Source organism: Nocardioides seonyuensis, from assembly GCF_004683965.1.
Taxonomy (GTDB): domain Bacteria; phylum Actinomycetota; class Actinomycetes; order Propionibacteriales; family Nocardioidaceae; genus Nocardioides; species Nocardioides seonyuensis.
In genome coordinates this window covers 2280966-2306435 of the sequence record NZ_CP038436.1, presented here as the reverse complement: position 1 = coordinate 2306435, position 25470 = coordinate 2280966, and the positions used below count along the sequence as shown (strand labels likewise).

At 70.0% G+C, this 25470-nt stretch carries 23 protein-coding genes; 11 read left to right on the top strand and 12 right to left on the bottom strand.

Going from position 1 to position 25470, the window contains the following annotated elements; genetic code table 11:
- Positions 1 to 22 precede the first annotated feature (22 nt).
- Entirely contained in the window at positions 23 to 1891 is a 1869-nt protein-coding gene (locus tag EXE58_RS11210; protein WP_208543986.1) for a putative nucleotidyltransferase substrate binding domain-containing protein, read from the top strand.
- Complete coding sequence (locus EXE58_RS11205; RefSeq protein ID WP_135267965.1) at positions 1891 to 2586, top strand: exonuclease domain-containing protein; 696 nt, start codon at positions 1891 to 1893, stop codon at positions 2584 to 2586. Before EXE58_RS11210 ends, EXE58_RS11205 begins: the two co-directional genes overlap by 1 nt.
- On the opposite strand, the gene EXE58_RS11200 is transcribed toward EXE58_RS11205, so the two are convergent.
- Positions 2564 to 4612, bottom strand: coding sequence for an MFS transporter (locus EXE58_RS11200; RefSeq protein ID WP_135267964.1), 2049 nt, complete (start codon positions 4610 to 4612; stop codon positions 2564 to 2566). The genes EXE58_RS11205 and EXE58_RS11200 overlap by 23 nt on opposite strands.
- A 49-nt stretch (positions 4613 to 4661) precedes the next feature.
- On the opposite strand from EXE58_RS11200, the gene EXE58_RS11195 reads away from it, so the two are divergent.
- On the top strand, positions 4662 to 6020 hold the full coding sequence (locus tag EXE58_RS11195; RefSeq protein ID WP_135267963.1) for an MFS transporter: 1359 nt from the start codon (positions 4662 to 4664) through the stop codon (positions 6018 to 6020).
- Between the two features lie 9 nt (positions 6021 to 6029).
- Here the strand turns inward: EXE58_RS11195 and EXE58_RS11190 are convergent, their stop codons facing one another.
- On the bottom strand, positions 6030 to 6668 hold the full coding sequence (locus EXE58_RS11190) for a hypothetical protein (RefSeq protein ID WP_135267962.1): 639 nt from the start codon (positions 6666 to 6668) through the stop codon (positions 6030 to 6032).
- A 107-nt stretch (positions 6669 to 6775) separates the two neighbouring features.
- Between EXE58_RS11190 and EXE58_RS11185 the strand changes: the two genes are divergently transcribed.
- Entirely contained in the window at positions 6776 to 7873 is a 1098-nt protein-coding gene (locus tag EXE58_RS11185) for a hypothetical protein (RefSeq protein ID WP_135267961.1), read from the top strand.
- Between the two features lie 22 nt (positions 7874 to 7895).
- On the opposite strand, the gene EXE58_RS11180 is transcribed toward EXE58_RS11185, so the two are convergent.
- From EXE58_RS11180 to npdG, 5 genes are all read right to left on the bottom strand, one after another.
- Positions 7896 to 9236: an MFS transporter gene (locus EXE58_RS11180; protein WP_135267960.1), complete on the bottom strand. Its 1341-nt coding sequence runs from the start codon at positions 9234 to 9236 to the stop codon at positions 7896 to 7898.
- 34 nt (positions 9237 to 9270) lie between these two features.
- Positions 9271 to 10449: a thiolase family protein gene (locus EXE58_RS11175; protein ID WP_135267959.1), complete on the bottom strand. Its 1179-nt coding sequence runs from the start codon at positions 10447 to 10449 to the stop codon at positions 9271 to 9273.
- A gap of 134 nt (positions 10450 to 10583) precedes the next feature.
- The gene (locus EXE58_RS20380) at positions 10584 to 10955 is read right to left on the bottom strand and encodes a hypothetical protein (protein WP_341869492.1); all 372 of its coding nucleotides are present in this window, start codon (positions 10953 to 10955) and stop codon (positions 10584 to 10586) included.
- 248 nt (positions 10956 to 11203) lie between these two features.
- A complete protein-coding gene (locus EXE58_RS11165) occupies positions 11204 to 13765 on the bottom strand; it encodes a bifunctional FO biosynthesis protein CofGH (RefSeq protein ID WP_208543985.1) in 2562 nt (853 codons plus the stop codon).
- Between the two features lies 1 nt (position 13766).
- Positions 13767 to 14417, bottom strand: coding sequence for an NADPH-dependent F420 reductase (npdG, locus tag EXE58_RS11160; RefSeq protein WP_135267956.1), 651 nt, complete (start codon positions 14415 to 14417; stop codon positions 13767 to 13769).
- 159 nt (positions 14418 to 14576) lie between these two features.
- Here npdG and EXE58_RS11155 point away from each other — a divergent pair, with 159 nt between their 5' ends.
- On the top strand, positions 14577 to 15014 hold the full coding sequence (locus tag EXE58_RS11155; RefSeq protein ID WP_135267955.1) for a universal stress protein: 438 nt from the start codon (positions 14577 to 14579) through the stop codon (positions 15012 to 15014).
- 23 nt (positions 15015 to 15037) lie between these two features.
- On the opposite strand, the gene EXE58_RS11150 is transcribed toward EXE58_RS11155, so the two are convergent.
- Entirely contained in the window at positions 15038 to 15760 is a 723-nt protein-coding gene (locus EXE58_RS11150; protein WP_135267954.1) for a tyrosine-protein phosphatase, read from the bottom strand.
- A gap of 96 nt (positions 15761 to 15856) precedes the next feature.
- The gene (locus tag EXE58_RS11145; protein WP_135267953.1) at positions 15857 to 16321 is read right to left on the bottom strand and encodes a MaoC family dehydratase; all 465 of its coding nucleotides are present in this window, start codon (positions 16319 to 16321) and stop codon (positions 15857 to 15859) included.
- Positions 16322 to 16464: 143 nt separating this feature from the next.
- On the opposite strand from EXE58_RS11145, the gene EXE58_RS11140 reads away from it, so the two are divergent.
- A complete protein-coding gene (locus EXE58_RS11140; protein WP_135267952.1) occupies positions 16465 to 16977 on the top strand; it encodes a thioesterase family protein in 513 nt (170 codons plus the stop codon).
- 41 nt (positions 16978 to 17018) lie between these two features.
- Here EXE58_RS11140 and EXE58_RS11135 read toward each other — a convergent pair whose 3' ends face one another.
- Positions 17019 to 17795, bottom strand: coding sequence for a PaaI family thioesterase (locus EXE58_RS11135; protein WP_135267951.1), 777 nt, complete (start codon positions 17793 to 17795; stop codon positions 17019 to 17021).
- 107 nt (positions 17796 to 17902) lie between these two features.
- Here EXE58_RS11135 and EXE58_RS11130 point away from each other — a divergent pair, with 107 nt between their 5' ends.
- The gene (locus EXE58_RS11130) at positions 17903 to 18697 is read left to right on the top strand and encodes an enoyl-CoA hydratase-related protein (protein ID WP_135267950.1); all 795 of its coding nucleotides are present in this window, start codon (positions 17903 to 17905) and stop codon (positions 18695 to 18697) included.
- Between the two features lie 11 nt (positions 18698 to 18708).
- The gene (locus tag EXE58_RS11125) at positions 18709 to 19842 is read left to right on the top strand and encodes an acyl-CoA dehydrogenase family protein (RefSeq protein WP_135267949.1); all 1134 of its coding nucleotides are present in this window, start codon (positions 18709 to 18711) and stop codon (positions 19840 to 19842) included.
- A 91-nt stretch (positions 19843 to 19933) separates the two neighbouring features.
- Here EXE58_RS11125 and EXE58_RS11120 read toward each other — a convergent pair whose 3' ends face one another.
- Complete coding sequence (locus tag EXE58_RS11120) at positions 19934 to 20947, bottom strand: LLM class flavin-dependent oxidoreductase (protein WP_135267948.1); 1014 nt, start codon at positions 20945 to 20947, stop codon at positions 19934 to 19936.
- 125 nt (positions 20948 to 21072) lie between these two features.
- Between EXE58_RS11120 and EXE58_RS11115 the strand changes: the two genes are divergently transcribed.
- Genes EXE58_RS11115 through EXE58_RS11105 form a run of 3 tightly spaced genes read left to right on the top strand, consistent with a single transcriptional unit; the run spans position 21073 to position 23794 of the window.
- Positions 21073 to 22008, top strand: a complete 936-nt coding sequence (locus EXE58_RS11115) for an LLM class flavin-dependent oxidoreductase (protein ID WP_208543984.1) — start codon at positions 21073 to 21075, stop codon at positions 22006 to 22008.
- Positions 22005 to 22988 (top strand): zinc-binding dehydrogenase, encoded by a 984-nt coding sequence (locus EXE58_RS11110; protein WP_208543983.1) that lies wholly within the window; start codon positions 22005 to 22007, stop codon positions 22986 to 22988. The genes EXE58_RS11115 and EXE58_RS11110 overlap by 4 nt, the downstream gene beginning before the upstream one ends.
- Before the next feature lie 26 nt (positions 22989 to 23014).
- Positions 23015 to 23794 (top strand): enoyl-CoA hydratase/isomerase family protein, encoded by a 780-nt coding sequence (locus EXE58_RS11105; RefSeq protein WP_135267947.1) that lies wholly within the window; start codon positions 23015 to 23017, stop codon positions 23792 to 23794.
- A 24-nt stretch (positions 23795 to 23818) separates the two neighbouring features.
- Here EXE58_RS11105 and EXE58_RS11100 read toward each other — a convergent pair whose 3' ends face one another.
- Positions 23819 to 25462, bottom strand: a complete 1644-nt coding sequence (locus tag EXE58_RS11100) for an AMP-binding protein (RefSeq protein WP_208543982.1) — start codon at positions 25460 to 25462, stop codon at positions 23819 to 23821.
- Between the last annotated feature and the right edge of the window lie 8 nt (positions 25463 to 25470).

Below are 25470 nucleotides of genomic sequence, written 5' to 3'. Positions count from 1 at the left end.
TCCCGGCTGCCACGATGACCCGATGAGTGGCCCGATGAGTGGCCCGGCGGGCGTCGAGCTGGCGGAGGTCCGTGACTTCCTGGCGAAGCACGCGCCCTTCGACGGCCTGCCCCCGCAGGCACTCGACCGCATCGCGCGCGCCTGCACGATCCGTTACGCGCGGCGCGGGTCGGTCGTGGTCGACGTCGGTGTCCACGGCGAGGGGATGTACGTCGTCAGGTCGGGCGCCGTGGACGTCGTCGACGAGGCCGGCGGGCTGATCGAGCGGGTGGGGACGGGCGGAGCCTTCGGCATGACCTCGCTGCTGGAGCACAAGCCGACGCGCTACCGCAGCACCGCCACCGAGGACACCCTGCTGCTGCTGATGCCGGCCGAGCTGTTCCACGAGCTGTCCCGCGAGCATCCCGGCTTCGCGACCTTCTACGCCGCCAGCCACCATGCGCGCCTCTCGCGCGCGATCGAGAACCTGCAGAAGGCCTCCTCCGGCAGCACCGTCCTCGGCACCCGGCTGCGCGACCTGGTCCGGCGCGAGCCGGTCACCATCGGTGGCGAGGCCACCATCGCCGCGGCCGCCTCGCAGATGGCGGAGGCAGGGGTCTCCTGCATCCTGGTGGTCGACGGCCAGGACCTGCTCGGCATCGTCACCGACCGCGACCTGCGCACCCGCGTCCTCGCCGCCGGTCGCGACCCCGGCGACCCGGTGAGCAGCGTGATGACCGCGCCGGCCGCCACTCTCCCGGCGGGGGCGCTCGCGCTGGAGGCGCTCCTCGAGATGGTGGGCCGCGACATCCACCACCTGCCCGTCATCGACGACGACGGCACCACCGTCGGCCTGGTCACCACGACCGACCTCATCCGGCTCGAGAACTCCAACCCGGTCTACCTCGCCGCCGACATCGGGGGGCAGACCACGATCGCCGGCGTGGTCGAGCAGGCCCACCGGATCCCCGACGTGCTGGCCATGCTCGTCGACCGCGACGTCACCGCCGGCGACATCTGCCGGGTCGTGACCGCGTTGGGCGACGGCGTACGACGCCGCGTCCTGACCCTGGTCGAGGCCGAGCTCGGTGGGGCCCCGGCCCCCTACAGCTGGGTCGTGCTCGGCTCGGTCGCACGCGAGGAGGAGGCGCTCTCGGCCGACCAGGACCACGCGCTGGTGCTGGGCGAGGAGGGCCACGACGAGTGGTTCGCGCGCCTGGCCGAGCGGGTGACCGAGGTGCTGGAGGAGTGCGGCTGGCCCCGTTGCCCGGGCGACGTGATGGCCACCAACCCGCACTGGCGCCTCACGGTCGAGGGGTGGCGCGGTCAGTTCATGTCGTGGTCGCGGGAGCCGGATCCGGACGCGGTGCTGCACGTGGCGGTGTTCCACGACATGCGACACCTCGGAGGGACGCCCGCGCTGACCGACGCCGTGCGCCGCGCCGCCGCCGACAACGTCTCGCCCCGTCTCCTGGGCCACCTCGGCTCGCAGGCCCTGCGGATGCGCCCGCCGCTGGGGTTCTTCCGCGGCTTCGTGCTCGAGCGCGAGGGCGAGCACCGCGAGACCCTCGACATCAAACGCGGCATCGCCGCCGTGGTGCAGCTCGCGCGGGTCCACGCCCTCCGCGCGGGGTCCAGCGCCCTGACGACACGGGCCCGGCTGGTCGCCGCCCAGCAGGCGGGACTGCTCGGCGAGGGCACCGCGACCGACCTGCGCGACGCCCTGGAGCTCATGTCCTACCGGCGACTGCGCCACCAGGTGGAGCAGGTCCGCGCGGGCGACAAGCCGGACAACCACCTCGCCCCCGCCGAGCTGACCGACCGCCAGCGGCGTCACCTCAAGGACGCGTTCCACATCGTGCAGTCGGCCCAGCAGCAGCTCTCCTCCCGACTGGGTCCGGGCTTCGACTGATGCGGCTCATCCCCCGCCGGCGACCGCCGGACCCGAGCCGCTACCCGGCCGGCCCGGTGCGCGACCTCGCCGCCGCTCCCGCCGCGGGTCCCGACACCCCGGTCTCCGAGCTCGACCTGCTCGCCGTCGACGTTGAGACCACCGGCCTCGACCCGCGCCGCGACCACGTGCTCGAGGTGGGCTGGGTGCCGGTGCGCCACGGCCAGGTCGTGCTCGGCGAGGCCGCCCAGTTCGTCGTACACCCCCCGGAGGGTGCCGGCGTGGGCCACTCCGCGACCGTCCACGGGTTGACCGACGACGCCCTGGCGTCCGAGCCGCCCCTCGGTGAGGTGCTGCCCGAGCTGTTCGCCGCGTTGCGGGGGCACGTGCTGCTCGCGCACCACGCCCCGATCGAGATCGGGTTCCTCGAGCGAGCCGCTCGCGAGACCTTCGACGCCCGGCTGCCGCTGACCGCGGTGGACACGATGGCCCTGCAGCACGAGCTCGAGGTCGGCCAGCACGGCGAGGTCCGGCCCGACCGGCTGCGCCTCGATGACGCGCGCCGCCAGTTCGGGCTCCCTCGCTACACCGCCCACCGGGCGCTCACCGACGCCATCGCCACCGGCGAGCTGTTCCTGGCCCAGGTCGCGGAGCTGCACCACCGGCTGCGTCGCCCGGTGCTGCTGCGCGACCTCAGTCCGCGGCGCCGACGCTAGCGCCGGTCTCCGTGCCGTCGGCGCTCGTCAGTGGGGGCAGCACGACGTTGAACCGCCGCCGCTGGGCCGTGATCACGACCTCCTCCGACTGGGCGACGCCGTGGCGCCGGTCCAGGGCGGTCAGCACGTAGCGGCCCAGCGGGGGCAGTCCGAGCTCGTAGTGCCCCTCGGTGTCGGTGCGCGTGGCGCCGACCGACTGCCCGGTGGCGTCGGTCAGCACGACCAGGGCGTCGTCGACCGGCCAGCCGTCGCGCGAGACCACTCCGGCGACGGTGAGGCGCTCCTCGATCTCCAGCACGGTCCTCTCGTCCGCGGACAGCTGGCGCAGCTCGGACCTCGCGGCCCAGCCCTCCGCGGCACAGACGATGAGGTACTCGCCCGAGCCGGGGAGCACGACCGACCAGCGGCCGTCGTTGTCGGCGCGCGCCCAGTCCGCCTGGCGGCCGTTGCGCTGGAGCACCGACACGACCGCGAGCCGGACCGGCTTGCCGTCGGGCGTCTGGACCCGGCCGCGTACGACGACCTCCGCGCCCTCGCCGCGCCGTACGGCGTCCGCCCGGGCGGGGACCTGCGCCGCTCCACCGTCGGGCAGGGGCGCCAGGGCCGGCGTGGGCCGGGCCGGGATCAGCACGCCCACCGCCGCACCCAGCAGTGCGGCACCGGCCGCCAGCCAGCTGGTGGCATGGATGGCCGCGAGCGAGGGAATGGTCGTGCCCGCCAGCGTGCCGGCGGCGAGCACTGCCGCGACGGTCGCCGAGCAGGTGGACGTGCCGACCGACCGGACCACCGTGTTGAGGCCGTTGGCGGCCGCCGTCTCCGTGATCGGGACCGACTGCATGATGAGGACCGGCATGGCCGCGAAGCTCACCGCGATGCCGATCGAGACGATGGTGACCCCGATGAGCAGCTCGAGGACGCTAGCGTCGAAGAGGACCCGCACGACATAGCCGAAGCCGACGACCAGGAGGCCGGCGACCAGCGTGGTGCGGGCGCCGTACCTGCGGGTGATGGAGGCCGAGAGCGGCGCCATCATGATCATGAGGACGCCGCCGGGCAGCATCGCGAGACCCGCCTCGGTGACCCCGAGCCCGAAGCCCACCCCGGACGCGACGGGGTACTGCAGCTGCTGGATGGCGACCAGCAGGTTGGCGAACATCGCGAAGCCGGCGAGGAGCGAGGCGACGTTGGTGAGCAGCACCGGACGACGCACCGACGTGCGCAGGTCGACCAGCGGTGCGCCGCTGCGCAGCTCCCAGGGGGCCCACGCCGCGAAGAACACCGCCGACACCAGGAAGGAGAGGAGCGTCCACTGCGAGGTCCAGCCCCAGTGGCCACCCTTGGAGATGCCGAGCAGCAGGCCGGTGAGGGCCACGGACATCAGGATCGCGCCCACCCAGTCGAAGGCGCCCGGCGCGCGCACGTCGGACTCGGGCACCACGAGGAGAACCGCGACGAGCATCACGACCGCCATGCCGACGCTGCCCCAGAACACCGACTGCCAGCCGAAGTGCTCGTACATCACTCCCGACAGCGGGAGGCCGATGGCGCCGCCGATGCCGAGCGTCGCACTCATCAGGGCGACCGCGCCGCCGATCCGCTCCGGCGGCAGCTCGTCGCGCATCATCGAGATGCCGATCGGGATCAACGCCGGGGCGAAGCCCTGCAGCGCACGCGCCACGATCAGCAGCGGCAGGGAGTCACTCACCACCCCGAGCAGGGAGCCCGCGAGCAGCACGATGAGCGAGACCACGACCATCCGCCGCTTGCCCCACATGTCGGCCAGGCGCGTGAGGATCGGCGTCGCCACGGCACTGGTCAGGAGCGTCACGGTCACCAGCCACGACGCGTTGTCGATGCTGGTGTCCAGCAGGCCCGGGAAGTCCGGCAGCAGCGGCACGACCAGGGTCTGCATCAAGGAGACCGACGTGCCGCACAGCGCCAGGACGAGGACGATCGGCCCGGCACGACGCTGGCGCTCGGTCTCCGACGCCCCCGGCGGCGGGCGGGTTGTCTCGACAGCGCTCATGTCGCGACCATAATCGGCGCCCGTCAGACCCCCCACCTACCCTGAGCCGGTGACCTCGCCGACCAGCCCCCGCAGGGGGTTGTTCGCGACGCTCGCGCTCCTCACCACGATCACCGCGCTCACGGGCAGCCTGGGCGCGCCACTCGTCCCCGGGATCGCCACCGAGCACGACGTCCCGCTCGAGGACGCGCAGTGGTCGCTCACCCTCACCCTCCTGGTCGGGGCGGCGTCGACGCCGGTGCTCGGCCGGCTCAGCGGCGGCCGGCACCGCAACGCGGTCGTGGCGGCGACGCTGGCCGCCGTGCTGCTCGGCACCCTGCTGTGCACCGTCGACGTGGGGTTCGCGGCATTCCTGACCGGGCGCGGGCTGCAGGGCCTGGGCTACGGCCTGACGCCTGTCGCCATCGCGATCGCCCGGACGAGCCTGCCGGCCGAGAGGCGGGCGGCGGCCATCTCGATCCTCTCGGTCACGACGGTCGCCGGCGCCGGGCTGGGCTACCCGGTCTCGGCCGGGCTCGCGCAGGCGTGGGGTCTCTCTGCGGCGTTCGCCGTGGGTGCCGTGCTCGTCGCCGCCACCCTGGCTGCCTGTGTCGTGACGCTGCCGCCCAGCCCTGGCACCACGCACGTCCCGGTCGACTGGCGCGGGACGGTGCTCCTCGCAGGCGGGACGACAGCAGCCCTGCTGGCGCTGGCCCAGCTCACCGCGGCCCCGCCGCTGCTCACCGCGGCGCTGCTCCTCGTCGCGGTCATCGGATGGACGCTCTGGGTCCACGGATCGCGGCGACGCCCGCACCCGATCGTGGACCTCGCCCTCGCCGTGCGACCCGTGCCGCTGCTGGCCCACGCCACGTCGTTCCTCATCGGGGTCGGCGTCTACCTGCTGCTGCCGCTGGTCGTCGTGGTGGTGCAGGCGCCGTGGGGACTCGACCGCGGAGCGGCCGTCTCGGGCCTGTTGCTGGTGCCGTACTCCCTCATCAGCGTCGCGGGCAGCCGCCTCGGCCTGCGACTCGGGCCGGTGGTGGGCAGGTTCATGCTCCTGCCGCTGGGGTGCAGCACCTACTTCCTGGCGTTCGTCTCGATGACGCTGTGGCACGACACCGTGTGGCAGCTCGTCGGGGCGATGGTCCTGGCCGGCCTGGGCAGCGGCCTCGCGCTGGCTGCGATCCCGGGACTGCTGGTCGTGTCCGTGCCAGCCGCGGAGACGGGCAGCGCGGTCGCCTTCAACATGCTGCTGCGCTACCTCGGCTTCTCGCTCGGGAGCACGCTCGGCCTCTTCGTGCTCACCTTCGACGGCGAGCCGACCGGCGCGTCGTTCGACCGCGCCATGCTCGCCTCCTGCCTCGTCGCGGGGTTCACCCTCGTCGTGAGCCTGCTGTACGCCGTCCGCGCGACGAGGTTCCGCTGGTGAGGCGCCGCTTCAGGCGGCCGTTGCGCTCCACTCGTCGTTGGCCTCGACAGCCACGCCCATGAGTGCGACGCCGAGCAGCATCGCCGTGAGGTCGCGGACCAGGTCGGGAGTCATGTCCGCGACGAGGGCGGTCACGGCCTGGAGCGCGGCATGGACGACCAGCAGGCCCGAGACCCACCGGGCCACCGCCCTCGAGCGCAGCAGGGCAAGAGCGGTGAGGAGCTCCCCCAGCACGAAGGCGACCGCGAACACCGCCACGAACGCCAGCAGGGTGCGGTCGTTGGTGACGGCTTCGACGTCCCCGGCGGTGAGCTCGGCGCTGCCGATCACCGCGCGCAGCAGCACGAGCAGCGCGGCGTAGCCCGCGAGGCCGATCGTGCCGATCGCCCAGATGCCGATCCCGGTCAGGCCCAGGACGCGTCCGCGGTCCGACAGCAGCACGATCACCGACGGCATCCCGAGTGTCATGCCGACGGCGGCGAGGTAGAACGCGAACGAGGCGACCACCCACTGCCCGTGGTCGCTCTCCACCGACGCGACGAGGTCGGCGAAGTCCCCGCCCGCGGGCAGCAACAAGGAGCCCAGCACCATCAGCACCGCGCCGCACGCCAGGCTCGCCGCGGACCACGGCAACCACGTCATCCTCATCGCGGTTCACCCTAGGGCTCGGCCCGCCTGTGGCGCCGCCGAATGGGCGCTGACCACGAAGCGGTCGCCCTGGAGTGATGCTGGACACCCACTCTAGTGTGACGCCCGTGGATCTCGAGATGACGTTCGACGAGTTCGATTCTGGCCTGCCCCCGGTCGTCGTGCGCGCCATGGGCGTGGTGGTGAGCATCCCCGTGGTCGACGAGGACGCCGGCGCCCGGCTCCGCCACCAGTGGAGCCGCGCCCTCACCGACGACCCCGTCGAGACCCGCCTCGTCGTCGCCCTCGACGGCCTCGAGGACCCCCGCGACCACGACTACGCCGTCACCACGCGCGTCACGCTCGCGGCGCTCGAGGTCACGGCCGGCCAGCGGATGAGCCTCCACGCCGGCGCGGTCGCCAACGAGGCCGGGCAGGCGCTGGCGCTCGTGTGCGCGTCGGGGGGCGGCAAGACCACCGCGACCACCGCGCTCGCCGAGAAGCTCGGCTATCTCTCCGACGAGACCGTGTCGATGGAGCTCGACGACCTGACGATCCACCCCCACCCCAAGCCGCTCTCGGTGTGCACCGACGAGAAGCTCCCCACCGGGCGCTCCCGCAAGCTGTCGATCTCCCCCGATGACGCCAACCTCGCGCCCACCCCCGAGAGCGCCCGCCTCGGACGCATCGTGCTGCTCCGCCGCGACGGCTCCGACGTGGGGCTCGTCCCGCTCACGACGGCCGAGGCGATCGTCGAGATCGTCCCCCAGACGTCGTCGTTGGTCCTCCTGGACTCCCCGCTCCTCACCCTCGCCCGGATCATCGACACGTGTGGCGGCGCGTTCGCGCTCCACTACGGCGAGATCCGCGAGCACGTCGACACGCTGACCGACCTGCTCGCCAGCGACCTGCCCGCCTCGCCCGCACCCGTCCACCACCCGCCCGCCGAGACCCGCTCCCCCGTCGGGGCCGAGTGGTCCCGGGTCGCCTGGGCCGACGCGGTGCAGTACGACGACCAGCTCGTCGTACTCATCGGCGACAACGCCCACCTCCTCACCGGCCTCGGCACCACCCTGTGGCTGGCGCTCGCCCAGTCGGAGACCCTCGACAACCTGGTCGCCGTCGCCGTCGAGGCGCACGGCCCGCACCCCGAGGCCGAGGCCCTGGTCACCACCGCTCTCGACGAGCTGGCCGACAATGGTCTGGTGGTCCGGCCGGGCGGTTGACGCCGGTATCGACCAGGTGGAGCTACCGGTCCTCCGACAGTTCAGATGCCTTGGCCGCGCGCCCCAGTCCTGGGATCACGGTTACCAGGGCCACGAGCGGCAGCAGGGCCAGGACCAGCAGGCTGCCCGGGATGCCGAGCGGCTCGCCGAGGCCCGCCACCACCGCAGAGCCGATGCTTCCGCCGACCAGGAAGAGCAGCGTGGCGATCCCGAGAGCTGCGCCTCTCACGTCGTCGTGCACGGCATCGCCCACCGCAGTGATCATGGCTGGCTGCCCGAATCCGAATGAGGCAGTCGTGAGCATCACCGCCACACCTACGGCGATCGGCGCCGTCTGTGCGGTGCCGAGCGCACCCACGACCAGCGAGACGGACGATGTCATGGCTGCCATGGCCAGGACCCGCGTGCCCCCATGGCGCTCGAGCAAGTGCGCAGCCACCTTCGGCATGAGAAGAGCCACCCCCGCACTCGGTAGCAGGAGCAGCCCCACGCGCCAGGGCTCCCAGCCGTGGCCAACCAGAGCGGCGGGGACGCCGATCAGCAAAGCGAACCACGAGGCCGGCACGGTCGCGCCCACCACCGCAGAGCGGATCACCGTGGGGTTGCGGATCACCGTGGCCGGCAGGAAACCATGGGGGTGGTGCCTCACCCGCCGGGCGACGAGGGGCGCCCCCAGCAGGCACAGCACCGTGCCGATCAAGCCCACCAGCCTTCCCGCCGAGGGCGACTGCACGATCATCACGAGGCCCGCCGACGTGGCGGCGACCAAGGCTGCACCCAGCAGGTCGAGCCTGGCCCTGCTGCCGTCGCCAGCCACCGCCTGCCAGATCAGCGGGAGCACAAGGAGTCCACAGATTGGCAGGGCCATCACGGCGCGCCAGTCCAGGACATGCTCGACCGCCCCGCCCAGCAGCGGCCCCACACAACTGACAGCGGCCGCGACGGCCGCCAGTCTTCCGAGGGCACCACTGCGCACCCGTCCGTCGTACCTCGCACTGATCAGGGTCACGCCGAGAGTCGGGACGGCCGCCGCACCCGCGCCTTGGAGCAGGCGCGCCACGAGCAGAAGCTCGAACGAGGTGGCCACGGTGGCGCCCAGCGCCCCGAGCGTCATGAGCCCGACTCCCACGAGCAGAGGAATGCGAACCCCGACCAGGTCTGAGACCCGTCCGTAGATCGGCGTGGCGACAGCGAGCATCAGCACGTAACCGCTGATCGTCCAGGCCGCGACTCCGATGCTGGCACCGAACTCGTCGGCCACCGCCGGCAGTGCGATGGCCGCGGAGGAGGAGCCCATGCCGGCCAGGCCGAAAAGCAGTCCCAGCAACAGCGAGACTCGCCGTGCATCGCGGGCTTCACTCACGACTGTCTCCCGGTGTTCAAACCGGGTCACCCTCTCACACCCGCTTGAAGAGTGCGGCGAGCGCCTGGCCCCCACCGATGCACATGGTGACGATGCCCAGCTCAAGGTCGCGGCGCACCATATCCTTGGCCACCCGGAGCGTGAGGTTGGCTCCCGTCGCCCCGACGGGGTGGCCGAGCGCAATGGCACCGCCGTAGGGGTTGACCTGCGCCGGATCGAGCTCCACGTCGCGCATCACCGCGACCGCTTGTGACGCGAACGCCTCGTTGAGCTCGATGATGCCGATGTCGGAGGGCGAGGTGCCCGTCTGTTCGAACAGGCTACGCAGCGCCAGGGTGGGGGCGTAGCCCATCAGCTCGGGCTCCATCGCCGCAGTCGTGACCGTCTCCAGCGTGACAAGGCCGGTCAGGCCACGCTCACCCGCCGCTGACTCACGAGCGAGTACGACGGCTGCGGCGCCGTCGTTGATGCCGGAGGCATTGCCGGCAGTCACCGTGCCGTCCTTGGCGAAGGCCGGCCGCAGTCCTGCCAGGACCTCGACCGTGGTGCCGGGCTTGGGGTGCTCGTCGACCTCGACGGTGAACGGCTTTCGACCACCCACCTCGACGGCGACGATCTCCTCCGCAAAGGCAGCTTGCGCCTCCGGGGTGGCTGCACGACGCTGGGATTCGGCCGCGAACTCGTCCTGCTCGGCGCGCGAGACGTCGTACTTGTCCGCAACGTTCTCGGCAGTCACCCCCATGTGGATTCCATGGAACGGGTCGGTCAGCATCATGACGGTGCCGTCGACCAGCTCGCGGTTGCCGAGCTTGTAGCCGCTGCGCGCGCCGAAGTCGTAGAACGGCATCCGCGTCATCGACTCGTCACCGCCGGCGAGGGCGAAGTCCAGGTCGTTCCAGCGCATCTCCATCGCTGCCGACCAGATGGCCTGCAGCCCGGAGCCGCAGAGCCGGTTGACCGTGTAGGCGGGGACGTTGGCAGGCAGGCCGGCAGTGATCGCGACCCGGCGGGCGTTGTAGGCGTCCGGGCCGACCTGGCCGATGCACCCCATCACCACCTCGCGGATGTCGTCCGCACTGACCCCTGCCCGGGCCAGCGCCTCCTTCGCCGCTGTCGCGCCCAACTCGAAGCCCGGCACGTCCTTGAAGATGCCGCCGAAGCTGCCGATCGGGGTACGGGCGCCGTCAAGGATGATGATCTTGTCGTTGTTCATGCGCTCTCCTGGAGTGGGTGGACAGGTGTCCGGTAGGCGGCGACAGCGTTACGCTCCCGCCATGCTGGGTGCTTCGGTGAGCGGCTGACCCGCGCTTGCACAGGCGTCGCCGAGAGGATCCGACCACTGCGGCGCTACTCATCCCCGCCGGCGGCCACACTGACCAGAGGGCCCACAGCCTCGAGGTCCTCAGGCGTGTCGAGGTCAACACGCATCCCCCGCTCGGCGCGATCGGACCGCTCATATCCGAGCCGCTCGTGCATCGCCGCCGACCGGTGGCCAAAAGCGATTCCGGGCAATTCGTAAGGGCCGTGAACCAGCATTGTGGTACCGCTGTCATGGTGATCGGCGACGTACAAAGGCGTCTCCCGATCGAGGTGTTCCGACAGCACGGAATCAACATCGGCTCCTCGCAGCTGCGGAAGATCCGCCACCATGACAGCCACTGACTCGTCAGGGCGGACGCTCAAAGCCTGGCGTCTGCCCATCGCCGCGGCTCGGTTCATCCCGCGTGGGTATCCCTCGGCTACGAGGTTCGCGCCCACCCGGAGGGCTCCAGCAGCGATGAGGGGATCGCTCGTGACGACCCACACCGCACCTACCGATCGGGTGGCAAGGACTGTTCGGATGGTCGCGTCAGCAAGGTTTCGAACGACGATCCGTTTCTCTCGCTCGGGGAGCCGCAGGCGCGACTTGGCATGGCCAGCGTGTTTGGCAAGCACCACGACCGAGACCCCCGGATGGGGGAGGCAATTCATGGCACCACATCGAGAGTTCGCGGTGGGATGCGTTCGTACGTCGTGGTCCGCTCGCGAACACTGCGCCCGATCCCGGCCGCGATATCGGTGAGTTCCGTGACGGTCTTGGCCGAGCCGTGCTCAGAGCCGGCCATGCGAGAAATGGTCTCCTCCATCAACGTTCCGCCGAGGTCGTTGGCACCGGCACGCAGCATGGCGCGGGTGCCGTCGACACCGAGCTTGACCCACGAGGTCTGGATGTTGTCGATCGCGCCGTGGAGCAGGATCCGGGCGAGCGCGTGGACAGCGAGGTTGTCGCGCATCGTCGGACCGGGGCGGGCCACGCCCGCGAGGTAGATCGGCGCAGAGGTGTGCACGAAGGGTAACGGCACGAACTCGGTGAATCCCCCCGTCTCCTCCTGGATACCTCGCAGCACTCGCAGGTGCGACACCCAGTGACGCGGGTTGTCGACGTGGCCGTACATCATGGTCGAGGACGACCGCAGCCCCACCCGGTGCGCGGTGGAGACAACTTCGACCCAGGTGGACGCAGGCAGCTTGCCCTTGGTCAGGATCCAGCGCACGTCGTCGTCCAGGATCTCCGCCGCGGTGCCTGGAATGGTGTCCAGTCCGGCCTCCCGCGCCTTGATCAGGAAGTCCTCGATCGACAACCCGGTCCGGGTTGCGCCGTTCACGATCTCCATGGGGGAGAACGCGTGCACGTGCATGGACGGCACACGCTGCTTGACCGCTGCGACCAGGTCGAAGTAGGCGGTGCCTGGGAGCTCGGGGTCGATCCCGCCCTGCATGCACACCTCGGAGGCACCCAGGTTCCACGCTTCTTCTGCGCGGTCGGCCACCTGCTCGAGCGACAGTGAGAACGCGTCCGCGTCCGTACGGCGCTGGGCGAACGCGCAGAACCGACAGCCCACGTAGCACACGTTGGTGAAGTTGATGTTGCGGTTGACGACGTAGGTGACCTCGTCCCCCACGGCGTCCCGACGAAGGTCATCGGCCACCTGGCACACGCTGGTCAGGAGGTCGCCCTCGGCGGTGATCAGCGCCAGCGCCTGCTCGTCAGTGAGCCCGGCCGGGTCCTTCTCCGCCGCGCGCAGGGCCGCCCAGCCGGCATCGCTGGTCGAGGAGGGTGCACTGGCACCAGTCACGGAACCCGGCGCCCCGACCTGCTCGCGCAGGGCGTCCCAGTCGCCGTAGACCGAGTCGAAGTCAGCTCGGCGGTCCTGGGTGCGTCCGCTCGTGTCGATGGCGGTGTGCAGGTCGACACGTCCCGCCGCCTCGAGCCCACCGTCCGGCTCCTGCCAGGGCATCCCGGTCGACCGAGTATCCTCGCGCGCCAGGCCGTCGGGACCGGCCAGGGCGACGACGTGCCCGACCAGCCGGGGATCGAGCCACGCCTCACCACGACCCAGCACGCCGAGGACATACTCCGGGTGCACTGTCAGCCGCGACTTCAGCTCCATCCCTGACGCCGCAGTGACCTCGGCCAACCGCTCCAGCGAGGGCCACGGTCGCTCGGGGTTGACGTGGTCCGGCGTCAGCGGGGACACCCCGCCCCAGTCATCGACACCCGCGTCCAGGAGTGCAGTGCACTCGACCAGGTCGGTGAGGTTGGGCGGCGCCTGGACTCGCATCCGCGGTCCGAGCACGATGCGCGTGACCGCGATCGCCGCGCGGTACTCGTCGAGTCCCAGGTCGTCGGCGTGTCGCATCGCGGTGTCCTGCTTGGCCCGGAAGTTCTGGACGATGATCTCCTGCAGACCGCCGTACTGCCTGGCCACCTTGCGCAACGCGAAGATCGTCGCGGCGCGCTCGGCCAGCGTCTCGCCGATCCCTACCAGAAGTCCCGAGGTGAACGGCACGCCCACGCGGCCGGCGTCCTCCAGGACCCGCAACCTCAGGTCCGGGTCCTTGTCGGGCGATCCGAAGTGCGCCAGACCCTTGGTCTCGAACAGGCGACGCGACGTGGTCTCCAGCATCATGCCCATGGACGGAGACACCGGCTTGAGCCTCGTCAACTCCTCCCACGACATCACCCCGGGGTTCAGGTGCGGCAACAGGCCTGTCTCCTCCAGCACCCGGATCGCCATCGCCCGGACGTAGGCCAACGTGGAGTCGTAGCCCTGCTCGTCGAGCCACTCGCGCGCCTCCGGCCACCGGTCCTCGGGACGATCACCGAGCGTGAACAGCGCCTCCAGGCAGCCGACTTCCGCACCCTCGCGAGCTATCGCCAGGATCTCGTCGGGCGACAGATAGGGCGCCCGCCCGTCGCGCGCCGCCTGCGCCGGCGACTCCACGAAGGTGCAGTAGTGGCAGCGGTCGCGACACAGCCTCGTCACGGGGATGAACACCTTGGGCGAGTAGGTCACCACCCCCGGCCGCCCGGCGGCGACAAGACCTGCGTCGCGCGTCCGCGCGGCCACTGCACACAACCGGTCCAGGTCCTCGCCCCGAGCACGCAACAGCGCAGCTGCCTCCGCGACGTCGACCGCCGCGCCCCGCTCGACGCGCTTCAGCGCGCGGGCGACCTCGCGATAGGTGGGCCCAGCCGCCACGTCCATCTCACACGTCCGTGACGCGAACGCCCGCATGGGCCTTGTAGCGGCGGTTGATGCTGATCAGGTTGGCGGTGAGCGCCTCGACCTGATGAGCGTTTCGCAGCCTCCCGGCGTAGACGCCGCGCATGCCGGGCACGACGTCGGCCAGCGCCTGGACTAGATCCGTTGCCTCGCGGTCGTCGCCGAGAACCAGCACGTCGGTCTCGATCGAGACGGCCTCCGGATCCTCCAGCAGCACTGCCGAGACATTGTGGAAGGCACCCACCACACGTGAGTCCGGAAGCACCGCCGCGGCCTGCTGGGTGGCCGAGCCCTCCTCGACCGGCAGCGCATAGGCACCCTGCTTGTCGAAGCCCAACGGGTTGACGCAGTCGACCACCAGCTTGCCGGCGAGCACGGGCGCCAGCAACTCGAGCAGCTCCTTGTGTCCGTCCCACGGCACCACGACGAGTACGACGTCGCCGGCGGCGGCCGCCTCCGCGTTCGACGCACCGCGGACCGAACCTGTCAGTTCAGCAGCCGTCGTGGCGGCCCGCTCGGCCGAACGGCTGCCGATCACGACGTCGAGACCAGCCGCAGCGAAGCGCCGCGCCAGACCGCGACCCTGCGGGCCGGTGCCACCGAGTATCGCGATGGTCTGATCGGTGATGCTCATCTGTGCTCCTGGTGAGTGTTCGGGGGGCTTGTGAGGGCCATTGGCTCGGGTGGCACGAGGCGCCCCATCCTTCGGGACCCTCCGCGAGACATTGGTCCAATGGTAGTGTCTTTGAAATTGATATACCAACCAGCACGAAGTCCTGCCAGGAGGTAAGGGATGACGCCACGAATCGTGACCGGGGTCGACGGCTCGCCGACCGCGAACGAGGCAGCGACGCGAGCAGCGGTCCTCGCCTCCCACACCGGCGCCGAGCTGCACGTCGTGTCAGCCTTCGGGCACATCGAGGAGCGCACTGTTCGCGCAGAGAACGTCACTGTTCACCTCACTCCCCGTGAGGATGCGCTGCGTGATGCCGAGGCAACGGCCGAGCTGCTCCGCGTCCAAAGCCCTGGGATCAGCGTCATCGCGGCCAGTGTGGAGGGCAGGCCGGCCAAGGCCCTGGTGTCTTACGCCGAGGAGGTCGAGGCCGAGCTGATCGTCGTCGGCAACAAGCGTGTGCAGGGCATCGCCCGCATCCTGGGCAGCATCGCGGCAGACGTGGCGCAGAAGGCGCATTGTGACGTCTACATCGCGCAGACCCACGGGAGAGGATGACGCGGACTCGACAGCGTCCCGCCTCACCGCTCCAGGACCTGTTCGCGGAAGGTCTCGAGATGCCCGTGGCTCAGGCCGTTGGCCTGCAGCCACTCTCGGGCCCCGCCACGTTCGGCAAGCCAGTCGATGAGCCCCTGCATGTTGCGCGCCCGGGGCAGCTGGTCATCGAGCGAGCTCCCAGCGAGCATCTCGGCATAGGGGCCGGCGCTCGCGAGCCGCTCGAGGACGAGATCCAGCGACGTCTCCGTCAGCACGTAGTCCGCGACGACTTCCTCCTCCGACACGCCCAGCACGAGCAGGACCAGGGCCGCGACGACGCCGGTCCTGTCCTTGCCTGCCGCGCAGTGGAACAGCACCGGATGTGCCGCAGCCGTCGTCACGAGACGGACCGCCTCGACCACCGTGTCGGGCCGGCTCGTGAGGTAGGCGTGGTAGCGCGCTCGCCACGAGCTCTCACCTCCGGCGGACAGGGGAAAGCGGTGATGGTCCACGCCGTGCTCCGCCCAGGGGACGCACTCGAAGCTCATCTCCGTGCCGCGACGCAGGTCCACGACCGTGCGCAGTCCGAGAGATCGCACCGCGGCGCCGTCCGCCAGGTCCGCGAACCCGGGGTACTCGCTGCGGAACATGCGTCCCCGGCGGACCCGCCTTCCGTCGGACCCGACCAGCCCGCCCAGGTCGCGCAGGTTGAGCGCACCCTCGAGACGATGAACACGGTCAGGGTGCGGGAGCGCATCAGAACTCATGCATGCGACCCTGCGCGCCTTCCAGCGTTTCGGCAACCACCGAGCAACGCCGCCTCTGTCGACTGCCACACCACCTGGGCGACTGCTCCCACGCGGTCAACCGGCTGGATAGGTGACGTAGATCGACTCCCCCACCATCGCGGGCCGTTCCTGGCCCTTGATCTCCATCGCGAGCCGCACTCGGTACTGGACCCCACCGTCCTCGCGGAGCTCGGCCTCCTGGATGGAGGCGGTCAGCCTGATCTCGGCGCCCACCGGCACCGGCGCGGTGAATCGGACCTTGTCCAGCCCGTAGTTGGCTCCCCGAGCGTGATCGGTGATCACCAGGAGCTGCTTGAACAGCGAGGGGACGAGCGAGAGCGTGAGATATCCGTGGGCGATGGTCCCGCCAAACGGACCGTCCGCAGCACGCTCGGGGTCGACATGGATCCATTGATGGTCGTCCGTGGCGTCCGCGAACGTGTCGACACGTTGCTGCTCGACAACCTGCCACGGCGAGGAACCCAGATCCAAGCTCTCCGCCTTCGCCAGCTCCGCCACCGTGATTTCGAGGGTCATCATGTCCTTCCTGCGCCTAGACGTCGCTCACACCACCATCGCGACCGACGTTCGTCAAAGTCACAGCGGTGCTCCCGATGTGCCGCTCTACATGTTGCGGCTCATGACACGTGGCAGGCAGGCCCCGAGCCGCCTAGGTTGCGGACATGAGCGCCGTACCGTTCCCCTCCACCGATCAGGTTCGTGCCATCCCGCACACGCACGATGGCAGGGTCGCCCCCCAGTTCATCGACGCGAACGGGCACATGAACGTCAGGCACTACCTGGACGCGGGAGCCATGAGCGCCGATCGCGCGCTCCGCGACATCGGCGTGGACGACGAGTACAGGGAGCGGCGCCGACTCGGCGTCTTCACCGTCGAGCACCACATCCGCTACCTGGGCGAGATGCACGAAGGGGATCTCTTCACCGCACACCCGCTGGTGCTCGAGCGATCGGACAAGGCGGCGCACTTCCTCTCGTTCATCCTCAACCAGACGGGCGACTGGTTGGCCGCCACTCTGGAGATCGTCACGGTCCACGTCAGTCTCGACACCCGCCGACCGACTCCCTATCCGGACGACATCGCTGCCGGCTTCGACAAGTGGATCGCCAGGCGGGACGACGTCACCTGGCAGGTCCCTGTCTCCGGTTCGATGGGTGTTCGTCGCAAGGCTTGAGGCAGGGCTACTCCTGAGACCGGGCTACTCCTGAGACCCGGCTACTCCTGCGCCGTCACCGTCGCCGTGGTGCAGACCTTTCCGTCCACGGTCCCGATCACCTGGCTGACCCACAACGTGCGGCCGGCGTGCAGCGTGGTCGTCTCGAAGTCGATCCTGGATCCGGCAGGGACTCCCCGGGCGTGGACGATGTGCACGGAGGCCGTCGGGAGCTCGCACCCGCTCCTCACGCGTGAGTCCGTGGCGGCGACCTCGGAAGCAGCCAGCGAGACACCCCCGTGCAACACGTCCCGCTGGTTGCAGTGTCGATGCTCGACGACCAACTGGTCGATGTCCCGCTCTCGACGGAATCCCAGGAAGTCGCCGATCGGTGCGAGCACCTCGTGACGAGCCGCACCGGACCCGCTCTTGTGCGAGCTGGAGGGGATGCCTCCCGGGAACCGTCGACCACGCTGACGACACTCGGCGACCGGGCTGCCGTCGGCGGCGACCACGGTCCCCACGGCGTAGGAGCCCGCCTGCTTCGGTGTCGCCTCGCCGACGAGGACTCCTTCGACCGGCATGACGCCGACGACGTCCACCCAGATCTCCGTGCTGATGGACCAGGTGTCGGGCGGAAGGGAGGCCATCAGTGCGTAGCCGAGCACGTTGTCGACCAGGACACCCAGCGCGCCGACCGCAGCGCGACCGTCGGAGCCGACGAGGTGCTCACCGACGCTCATCTCCGCCACGATCACGTCCTCGGACTGGCGGGTCGAACCGCCCAGGAACAGCGTGTCCGGTGCACTCGGCACGATCGTCACCTCGTGCAGTCTCATCCGACCTCCAGGGTTGTGGGGTTGACACCTTTGTGTCTATTCTTGCAAATGGTCAGGCCAATTGCCACCACCTCTTACCCCATTCGAAGAAAGGGACGACGTCTCTCATGGATGACTTCACCGACGTGACCTACGAGGTCGAGAACGGCCTCGCTTGGATCACCATCAACCGCCCCGAGCGTTACAACGCCTTCCGGGCGAAGACGGTGGACGAGCTGGTGATGAGCTTCAAGAAGGCCTGGGGCAGTGACGAGGTCGGCGTCATCGCCTTGACCGGCGCCGGCGACAAGGCATTCTGCTCGGGCGGTGACCAGAAGCAGCGTGCCGAGACCGGCGACTACGGTCCCTCGCAGTCCGGCCTCTTCGAGGTCGAGGCGCTCCACCGGGTCATGCGCGACGTGCCGAAGCCCGTCGTGGCTGCGGTCAACGGCCTCGCCATCGGCGGCGGCCACGTGCTGCACGTGCTCGCCGACCTCACGATCGCGGCGGACACTGCGACCTTCGGGCAGAACGGTCCCCGCGTGGGCTCGTTCGACGCCGGGCTGGGCTCCAGCTACCTGGCACGTGTGGTGGGCGAGAAGCGCGCCCGGGAGATCTGGTTCATGCTCCGCCGCCTCAGCGCCGAGGAGGCCCTCGACTGGGGTCTCGTCAACCGGGTCGTGCCCGCGGACCAGCTGAAGGCCGAGGTGCGCGCCTGGGCCGACCAGATGCTGGAGTTCTCCCCCACCGCCCTGAAGGTGCTGAAGCAGTCCTTCAACACCGACACCGAGCACATGATCGCCGTCGGGCAGCTGGCCATCACGACGCTGAAGATGTTCGGCGAGACTGCCGAGGCCAAGGAAGGCATCACTGCCTTCGGCGAGAAGCGGAAGCCCGACTTCTCGGCCTACCGCGGGAACTGAGGCGAGCCGCCATGCGGCTTGATGCCGAGCGGGTCGAGTTCGCCGACGCCATCCGCGACTTCTGCCAGCGTGAGCTCGGCACCCTCGCCCAACGCGACGCGCTCACCGAGAACGAGACGGTGGCCAACAGTCCGGAGATCCTCCAGAAGATGGCGGATCTCGGGTGGCTGGGCGTCTCACTGCCCAGTGAGTACGGCGGCGCCGGCGCGGGCCTGGTCGACGAATGTGTCTTCCTCGAGGAGAGCCATCGTGGTCTGGCGCCCGTGCTGGGCTATTCCACCGGCCTCACCGCTGCTCAGACCTACCTGAAGTGGGGAACCGAGGAGCAGAAGAAGACGATCGTCTCGAACCTCGTGGCTGGGAAGATCGAAGCCATTGCGCTGTCCGAGCCGGGCACGGGGTCCGACCTCGGCGCTGTCCAGTGCCGAGGTGTCCGTGACGGCGACGAGTACGTCATCAACGGGCAGAAGACCTGGATCTCCGCCGCTCACGTGGCCGAGCACCTCCTGCTGCTGGTCCGCGAGGAGACGACCGGCCGCAAGCACGAGGGGCTCACACTGCTCATGGTCCCCACGGACACGCCGGGCATCGAGATGCGCGAGGTCGTCACCATGGAGGCCCGAACCTGCAACGACGTCTTCTTCGACAACGTCAGGGTCCCCGCCTCGGCTGTCGTGGGAACCCCTGGCCAGGGCTGGGGACACCTGATGCGCGGGCTGAGTGTGGAGCGGATGATCATCGCCGCCTTCAGCATCGGTGCAGCCCGCCGGTCGCTCGAGGACGCCATCGCCTACATGCGTCAGCGCGACGCGTTCGGGCAGTCGATCAGCAACTTCCAGGCCCTCCGGCACCGGGTCGCCGACCTCGCCACCGACATCGCCACGACCCGGTCGTTCATCTATGACGTCGCCCAGGCGATCGACGACGGGGTCGAGAGTGATCTCGCCCAGGACTCGGCCATGGCCAAGATGCGCGCGACCGAGGTCGCCAAGGACACCGCGCTGGCGGCCATGCAGCTGATGGGCGGCGCGGGCTATGCCCGGGAGTACGGCATGGAGTTCCAGGTCCGACGTGCCCTGGCTCCGCCGATCTTCGGCGGGACCAACGAGATCCAGCGCGAGATCATCGCGAAGGCGCTCTTCTGACCTGCCCCGGCCGGCGCTCTCGCCGAGGCGTCCCGGCACACAGCACGACGACGAAGGCCCGCCCGGGACGGGCCTTCGTCCATGTCCGGGGTCAGCGGCTGAAGGCCTCGATGATGTTCATCGTGTTCTCGCGCACCCTCTCGGCACTCATCGTGAAGCTGGGCGAGTACAACGCCGCATGGTCGTAGCGCTTCTCCAGGGCAGCCACTCGTTGACGTACCTCGTCCAACGGGCCGGCCGCAGCCATCTCGTCGAGCATCCGGTCGGAGACGGCGGCCACCATGGCGTCGTGGTCCTTGGCGCGGAAAGCGGTCTGGATCGTGGCGGCCTCCTCGCCGAACCCGGAGGCCTCCATCACGGGCCCGTACGCCTTCGGGGCGACGTAGAACGCGATCTGGGCAGCCGCCTCCCGACGAGCTTGCGCGGGGTCGTCGTGGATGGACGTGATGATGACGCCCTTCAACTTCACTGCCCCGGGATCACGCCCCGTCTTGCGAGCACCTCGGTCCACTGCCGGGCGAGCCACGTCGGCGAGGTACCGGTCGGTGAGCGTGGGGTGGCAGACCAGTCCGTCGGCGACCCGACCCGCGACCTCGATCATGCGCGGGTTGACACCCGCGGTGAAGATCGGGATCTCCGGACGGAGCGGGGGCTCGATGTCGGCGGTCGGCGTGATATTGCAGGAGTAGAAGCGGCCCTCGTGGACCACGGGCTCCTCGTGCAGGCGCCACAGCCGACGCAGCAGGGGAATGAGCTCCTCCAGTCGCGAGGCCGGCCCGTCCGGGTCCTTCACGCCGTGCCACCCCACCATCATGCCGCGTGTGCCCGTCCCGAGGCCGAGGGTCAACCGTCCCTCGCTGAGCTCGTCGAGGAAGCGCGCGTCGTTGGCCAGCACGAGTGGGGAGCGGCCGACCGCATAGGCAATGGCGGTCCCGACGCCGATGTGCCGCGTCGCCGCCGCCATGGCAGCGACCGAGACCACGGCCGACCGGTTCAGGAACTCGCCCGACCACGCGGCATCGAAGCCCGCAGCCTCGGCAGCGGTCGTGATGTCGACGGTCTCCGCGAGACTGCCAGCGAGAACGGTGATGCCTCTTGTGGTCACCCTCCCAATCTCGCTGTTCGCGGCGCCGGTCCACAAGTGACCGTCCCGTTGCACGGTGGAGAGTTCTCCAGCCTGAGCAGGCGTCCGCCTTGTCCTCGGCAGGGTTCTCCCCCGATGCTCACGGGGTGACTTCGAGCATCCAGGTAGGCATCGCGATCAACGACGAGCTCCTCGTCCCCGACCCGGGGGCGAGGCGTGCCGTGCTGGACCGGATGGGCGACGTGGGGCTCGACCACCTCACCGTCGGTGACCACATCAGCTTCCACGGTGGCACCGGATTCGACGGCTTCGTCTCTGCGACGGCCGCTCTTGCCAGCCACGACACCCTCAAGGTGATGATCGGGATCTACCTCGCCGGCCTGCGGCACCCGATGGCGACTGCCCGCCAGCTGGCCACCCTGAGCCAGGTGGCGCCCGGACGTCTCATCCTCGGAGTCGGCGTGGGCGGCGAGGACCGGACCGAGGTGGCGAACATGGGCGTGGACCCCTCGACGCGAGGCAGGCGCATGGATGAGACGCTGGGCCTGCTGCACCAGCTCGCGAGCGGTGAGGCCGTTGACCACGAGGGCGAGTTCTACCGCCTGGAGCAGGCCAGGATCCTGCCGGCCCTGGAGCCTCGGGTCCCGATCGTGATCGGCGGCGCCGGGGACGTCGCCGTACGCCGGGCGGCGGCCCACGGAGACGGCTGGCTCGCCATGTGGTGCTCGGCCCGCCGCTACACCGCGACCCAGCAGCAGCTGGTGGAGGCCTTCGAGCAAGCGGGACGACCCGGCCCGACCTTCGCGGGGCTCAATGTCTGGGTCGGGTTCGGTGCCGACCGCGAGTCCGCCCGCCAGCGGCTGGGCGATCGCATGTCGGAGCTCTACAACCTGCCACCGGAGAAGTTCCAGCACATCTCGGCTGCCGGCACCGCGCAGGACGTGGCCGAGTTCTTGCAGCCCTACGTCGACGGCGGCGCCAGGACCCTGACGCTCGTCGGGGTGTCGGAGTCCGTCGAGGAGACGGTCGACATGGCGGGCGAGGTACGTCGCCTGCTCCTGGCCGCCAACCCTGGCACGTGAAGAGCAGCATGAAGGCGATCGTCCAGGAGGAGTACGGCGCAGCGGGAGTGCTGGGACTCGCCGACGTCCCCCCACCGCAACCACGTGAGGGCTTGACGACCGTCGAGCTGCGCGCCGCAGCCCTGAACTGGCACGACGTGCTGGTGCGACAGGGCCAGTACTCCTCTCCGCTGCCGCACACGCCCGGTGCCGACGGCGCGGGCGTCGACCTGTCCACCGGGGAGGAAGTCGTCATCCTCCCGTCGCTCTGGTGGGGCGACGACGACTCCGCGCCCGGCCCCGACTGGGAGATCCTGGGAGACCATCGCCCCGGCACCTATGCCGAGCTGGTCCAGGTGCCCAAGGAGTGTGTCGCCCCCAAGCCGCGGGGACTCTCGTGGACCGAGGCAGCGGCGTTGCCACTCGTCGGGCTCACCACCTACCGTGCCCTCGTCAGCCGCGCAGGGCTGAAGTCGGGTGAGTCGCTGCTCGTTCTCGGAGCTGGTGGAGGAGTCGCCACCGCTGCGGTCTCCCTCGCGGTCTCGATCGGCGCCCGTGTCTGGGTGACCTCGTCCAACGAGAGCAAGATCGCGCGTGCGCGCGCCGCCGGAGCACGAGGTGGTGTGAGATATCTCGATCCCGGCTGGCCCGAGGCGGCACGGGACCTGGTCGGCGGGCGAGGGTTCGACGTCGTGCTCGACCCGGTCGGCGACTGGGCCGCGTCGATCCGCGCGCTGCGGCCGGGCGGTCGCCTCGCCGTGCTCGGCGCGAGCCGTGCGGAGCAGGCAACCCTGGACTCTCGCCCCTACTACTTCGGCCAGTACAGCCTGCTCGGAACCACCATGGGCAGTCCTCGCGACTTCTCGGGCCTGCTGCGGTTGATGGACCAGGGCGCTTCCCCGCCGGTCATCGACCGGGTCTACCCCCTGGAGCAGGCTGCGCAGGCCCACACCCGGATGGAGTCCGGCGAAGCCTTCGGCAAGATCGTGCTCGAGATCTGATCTGCTCCCACCGACAGGAGGCCACGATGTCCCAAGTCACCTACGCGCTCGACGCCCACGGCGTCGCCCGAGTGACGCTGGACGCGCCGGCGTCCCGCAACGCCCTGAGCGACTCACTGCTCGACGAGCTCCTCGCCGCCCTCGAGCAGGCGAAGGGCGACGACGACGTGCGAGTGGTGGTCCTGGGGTCCTCCCACGACAAGGTCTTCTCCGCGGGCGGAGACCTCAAGGCTTTCGCCTCGGACGTGCCGACGATCCAGAAGTACACCGGCCTCGACCGGTTCCCGCGCCTCTACCGAACCATCGGGGGCCTCGGCAAGCCGGTGATCTGCGCCGCCGGCGGGGACGTCCTCGCAGGGGCGTTCGGCCTGGCCCTGGCCTGCGACCTGGTGATCGCCAAGGAGGGCGTCCGGTTCGGCTGTCCCGAGATCAACGTCGGCGTCTTCCCGTTCATGATCTCGGCCCTGATCTACCGCAACGTGCCTCGTCTGAAGGCCAACGAGCTCATGATGCTGGGCGAGCTGATCACCGCGGACGAGGCTGCCCGACTCGACCTCGTCAACGCCGTCGTGCCCGCAGAGGACTTCGACGCGGTCGTCCGGGAGTGGGCCCAGCGACTGGCTGCCAAGTCGCCGCTACTCATGCGGATGGGCAAGACGGCGATCGACCAGACACGTGACCTGAGCCTGGACGACGCCTTGTCCGCCCTGCAGGCCCAGCTGGCCCTGGCCTTCACCACCGAGGACATCCAGGAGGGCGTGGCCGCGTTCCGGGAGAAGCGGGACCCGGAGTGGCGGATGCGGTGACCCGCCACCCCGACTGAGCGGCTCTCATTCGGTCGAGGAGGCCAGCTCCCGGGCGCGAGCCCACAGCTCTGCCTTCTGCACCTTGCCCAGAGCCGTCAGCGGCATCGCCGAGACGACTTCGAGGTGCTCGGGGACCTTCTGGATGGGCAACCCCTCGCCGAGCAGGTGGTCGCGCACCTCCTGCAGCGTGAGCGACGCGCCCGGCCTGAGGATCACGAAGGCACACACGATCTCACCAAGCCGGGAGTCGGGCATCCCCACGACCGCTGCGTTGGCCACCGCGGGGTGGGCCACCAGCAGGTCCTCGATCTGGCGCACGCTGATGTTCATCCCCCCACGGATCACGATGTCCTTGGTGCGGCCCGTGACGCGGACGTACCCGTTCTCGTCCATCACCCCCAGGTCGCCCGACATCGAGTAGCCGTCCGGCGTGAACAGCGCATCCGTCTCCTCCTCCAGGCCCAGGTACCCGAGCATGTGCGTCGGCCCTCGGAAGGCGACGTCGCCCTCCTCACCGAGAGGCAGCTCCTTCCCGTCGTCCCCCACGATGCGCACCGACATCCCGGGGAGTGCCCGACCGTCCGTGTCCACGGAGAGCTGCGGAGGATCCTCCGGGACGCACATGGTCGTGGTGAGGTTCTCGGTCCGCCCGTACAGGCTCAGCAGTCGCACGTGGGGCAGGACCTCCCCGGCCTGCCGCATGAGGTCGGGCGGGATGGCGGCGCCCGCGAGGATCCACAGTCGTACGCTCGGCAGGTCGCCCCCGCGGGTCGAGCCATCGTCCAACAGCATCCGAAGCATGGCCGGAGGGGTCATCACGACGGTGCACCGATCCCTGTCTATGGCTTCGCGTGCCGTCCCCGCGCTCCAGGCCTCGAGGATCCGCGCACTCCCACCCGAGATCAGCGGAATCAAGAACGCGTTGACCAGACCCTGGGTGTGAGTGACCGGGGCCGGGCCGAACGTCACGTCGCCGTCGCGGTAGGCCAGCGCCTCAGCCAGCAGGCGCGCACCGCTGCCGATCGTGTTGAAGCTGTGCACGCATCCCTTGGGGCGCGAGGTGGTGCCGCTGCTGTACACGATCACCCAGGGATCGTCCGGCGAGGCCGGGCTCGGTGCGAAGTCGTCCGACGGAGCCGCCAGCAGATCCTCCAGACGCGTGTGAGCGCTGGCCGTCGAGCTGGCACTGCGTACGAGCACGACCGACTGGAGGGAATCCACGGAGTCGAGCAGCTCGTCGTACATCGCTGCATGGTCGAAGCCCCGGAACTCTGCGGGAGTGAACGCGACCTTGACTCCGGCGTCGCGCAGGAGGTGGCCGACGTCCTCTCGCCGATAGATCGGCATGACCGGCACCGTGATCGCACCCAGGTAGCTAGCGGCCGCGACGATGACGAAGAACTCCCGCCAGTTGGGCAGCTGCACCGCGACCCGGTCCCCGGCCTCGACGCCCAGCCGTTCCAGACCGGCGGCGAGGGAGCGGGCCTGCGTGAGCAGCTCGGCCCCGGAGAGGGCACCGGTGTCGTCACGCACCAACATGCGGTCCGGCGCTGTTGCCGCCCTTGTCTCCAGCAGGGTGATGAGACTGGCGTCCCGCCAGACACCCTGCTCGTAGAACGCGGCGACCTGGTCGGCGCCGTACCTCTCGATCGCGGTTGCGACGTTCAAGGCCGATC

What these genes read in the sequence shown, in the direction of transcription:
- EXE58_RS11210 (WP_208543986.1), top strand. Translation starts at nt 23, where the DNA reads ATGAGTGGCCCGATGAGTGGCCCGGCGGGCGTCGAGCTGGCGGAGGTC.
- EXE58_RS11205 (WP_135267965.1), top strand. Translation starts at nt 1,891, where the DNA reads ATGCGGCTCATCCCCCGCCGGCGACCGCCGGACCCGAGCCGCTACCCG.
- EXE58_RS11200 (WP_135267964.1), bottom strand. Translation starts at nt 4,612, where the DNA reads ATGAGCGCTGTCGAGACAACCCGCCCGCCGCCGGGGGCGTCGGAGACC.
- EXE58_RS11190 (WP_135267962.1), bottom strand. Translation starts at nt 6,668, where the DNA reads ATGAGGATGACGTGGTTGCCGTGGTCCGCGGCGAGCCTGGCGTGCGGC.
- EXE58_RS11175 (WP_135267959.1), bottom strand. Translation starts at nt 10,449, where the DNA reads ATGAACAACGACAAGATCATCATCCTTGACGGCGCCCGTACCCCGATC.
- EXE58_RS20380 (WP_341869492.1), bottom strand. Translation starts at nt 10,955, where the DNA reads ATGAACCGAGCCGCGGCGATGGGCAGACGCCAGGCTTTGAGCGTCCGC.
- EXE58_RS11165 (WP_208543985.1), bottom strand. Translation starts at nt 13,765, where the DNA reads ATGGACGTGGCGGCTGGGCCCACCTATCGCGAGGTCGCCCGCGCGCTG.
- npdG (WP_135267956.1), bottom strand. Translation starts at nt 14,417, where the DNA reads ATGAGCATCACCGATCAGACCATCGCGATACTCGGTGGCACCGGCCCG.
- EXE58_RS11155 (WP_135267955.1), top strand. Translation starts at nt 14,577, where the DNA reads ATGACGCCACGAATCGTGACCGGGGTCGACGGCTCGCCGACCGCGAAC.
- EXE58_RS11150 (WP_135267954.1), bottom strand. Translation starts at nt 15,760, where the DNA reads ATGAGTTCTGATGCGCTCCCGCACCCTGACCGTGTTCATCGTCTCGAG.
- EXE58_RS11145 (WP_135267953.1), bottom strand. Translation starts at nt 16,321, where the DNA reads ATGATGACCCTCGAAATCACGGTGGCGGAGCTGGCGAAGGCGGAGAGC.
- EXE58_RS11140 (WP_135267952.1), top strand. Translation starts at nt 16,465, where the DNA reads ATGAGCGCCGTACCGTTCCCCTCCACCGATCAGGTTCGTGCCATCCCG.
- EXE58_RS11135 (WP_135267951.1), bottom strand. Translation starts at nt 17,795, where the DNA reads ATGAGACTGCACGAGGTGACGATCGTGCCGAGTGCACCGGACACGCTG.
- EXE58_RS11130 (WP_135267950.1), top strand. Translation starts at nt 17,903, where the DNA reads ATGGATGACTTCACCGACGTGACCTACGAGGTCGAGAACGGCCTCGCT.
- EXE58_RS11125 (WP_135267949.1), top strand. Translation starts at nt 18,709, where the DNA reads ATGCGGCTTGATGCCGAGCGGGTCGAGTTCGCCGACGCCATCCGCGAC.
- EXE58_RS11105 (WP_135267947.1), top strand. Translation starts at nt 23,015, where the DNA reads ATGTCCCAAGTCACCTACGCGCTCGACGCCCACGGCGTCGCCCGAGTG.